Raw genomic sequence first — 1947 nt, forward strand, 5'->3', positions numbered from 1 at the left:
GTGCATGTCAGTTTTGTTAATCCCTGATTCAGATCCCCCATTATCCCCCTTAATAAGGGGGACTTTTCAATCTAATTCCCCCCTTTTTTAAGGGGGGTTAGGGGGGATCTATGTACCTAATTACAAATTTGACATGCTCCCGGGATGGATGCTCCTTAAATGTTTGTTTAGGTAAATCATAGACTATGAAAATCCTTACCATAAAAATTAAAAACTATCGTGTATTTGAAAACCTGGAAATAAAAAAGATTCCCGCATTTTTTGTTATCGTTGGTGCAAACGGTACCGGTAAATCAACCCTATTTGACATATTTGGTTTTATCCACGATGCTCTCAAAAATAATATTCGTCAAGCTCTCCAAGTTCGTGGCGGTTTCAATGAAGTTATCACCCGAGGGAAAGAGCAAGAAGATATCGAAATAGAACTTCAGTTCCGTATGAAAATTCTAGAGAATGAGCGCCTTGTTACCTATATTTTGATCATTGGACAGGAGAAGAGACGACCGTTCATAAAACGAGAAATTCTTCGTTATAAACGTGGCGAACACGGTAAACCTTTTCATTTCCTAGACTTTCGAAAAGGAAAAGGATACGCTATTCTTAACGAAGAAAACTTTGACCAAGCTGACACAAAACTACAACGGGAAGAACAACAACTTGAATCCAGCGACATTTTAGCCATAAAAGGCTTAGGACAATTCCAACGCTTCAAAGCCGCCAGTGCCTTTCGTTCCCTGATCGAAAACTGGCATGTTTCCGACTTTCATATCAATGAAGCTAGAGGCAGCAAAGACGCATTCTATGCCGAACACCTCTCCCCCACAGGAGATAATATGGCATTAGTAGCCCAATACATCTATCAAGAACATCCCGAAATATTCGAGAAAATTCTCCAGCGAATGCAAGAGCGAGTCCCCGGCATTTCCAAAGTAGAAGCCAAAAATACTGAAGACGGCAGACTAATCCTAAAATTTCAAGATGAAGCTTTTAAAGACCCCTTTATCGATCGCTATGTTTCCGATGGCACCATGAAAATGTTTGCCTATTTAATATTGCTCTTCGATCCTAAGCCTCACCCCCTGCTCTGTGTCGAAGAACCCGAAAACCAACTTTACCCCAGCCTTTTACATGAACTCGCCGAAGAATTTGCCAGTTATGCCAATCGTGGTGGCCAGGTCTTTGTCTCTACCCACTCCCCTGACTTTTTAAATGCCGTTCCCCTGGAGAGCATCTTTTGGCTCACCAAAGAACATGGGATCACCAAATTTTCAAGGGCTAAAGATAATCCAACCCTTGTCAATCTAGTTGAAGCTGGAGACTTACCTGGCTATCTATGGAATCAAGGCTGGTTTGAAGGAGTTGCCCCCTAATGAGTTATGACCTGATTTTTATGCTAGAAGAACGCTCCATGAAAAACGTTTTAGATCAACTCCTACCGAAAATTATCCCCGATCAAATCACCTATCTTTGTATCCCCCACCAAGGCAAACAGGACTTATTTAAATCTATTACTAAAAAAATTAAAGCCTTTCAATATAGTCCCGACACTAGATTCATTATCGTCCATGACCAAGACTCCCATGATTGCAAAAAACTCAAATCCGAACTATTAGAAATTTGTCAAACTGCCGGAAAATCCAATAATGTGATGATTCGGATCATCTGCCATGAATTAGAATCCTGGTTCTTAGGAAACTTAGCCGCAGTCGAAAAAGCCTATAACATGAAACCTAATAGCCTCAGTAAACAACAAAGTAAAAAGAAATACCGTAACCCCGATCAGCTTAACTCTGCCAAACAAGAGCTTAAAGGTTTAGTTGAGGAATACTATCCAGGAATCCATTCTAAAAAAATTGCACCCTATTTATCTTTAACTGACAATACATCCCACAGTTTTCAAGTCTTTATTAAAGGTATTAAACAGATCTTAGAGGTATCACCATGACC

2 protein-coding genes are annotated in these 1947 nt (G+C 40.2%); both read left to right on the top strand.

The window, feature by feature from the left end:
• Nucleotides 1–185 precede the first annotated feature (185 nt).
• Complete coding sequence (locus F6K51_RS36470) at nucleotides 186–1370, top strand: AAA family ATPase (protein WP_293030839.1); 1185 nt, start codon at nucleotides 186–188, stop codon at nucleotides 1368–1370.
• Nucleotides 1370–1945, top strand: a complete 576-nt coding sequence (locus F6K51_RS36475; RefSeq protein ID WP_293030842.1) for a DUF4276 family protein — start codon at nucleotides 1370–1372, stop codon at nucleotides 1943–1945. The genes F6K51_RS36470 and F6K51_RS36475 overlap by 1 nt, the downstream gene beginning before the upstream one ends.
• Nucleotides 1946–1947 lie beyond the last annotated feature (2 nt).

This window comes from Moorena sp. SIO3I8, assembly GCF_010692325.1.
GTDB lineage: Bacteria > Cyanobacteriota > Cyanobacteriia > Cyanobacteriales > Coleofasciculaceae > Moorena.

What these genes read in the sequence shown, in the direction of transcription:
- F6K51_RS36470 (WP_293030839.1), top strand. Translation starts at nt 186, where the DNA reads ATGAAAATCCTTACCATAAAAATTAAAAACTATCGTGTATTTGAAAAC.
- F6K51_RS36475 (WP_293030842.1), top strand. Translation starts at nt 1,370, where the DNA reads ATGAGTTATGACCTGATTTTTATGCTAGAAGAACGCTCCATGAAAAAC.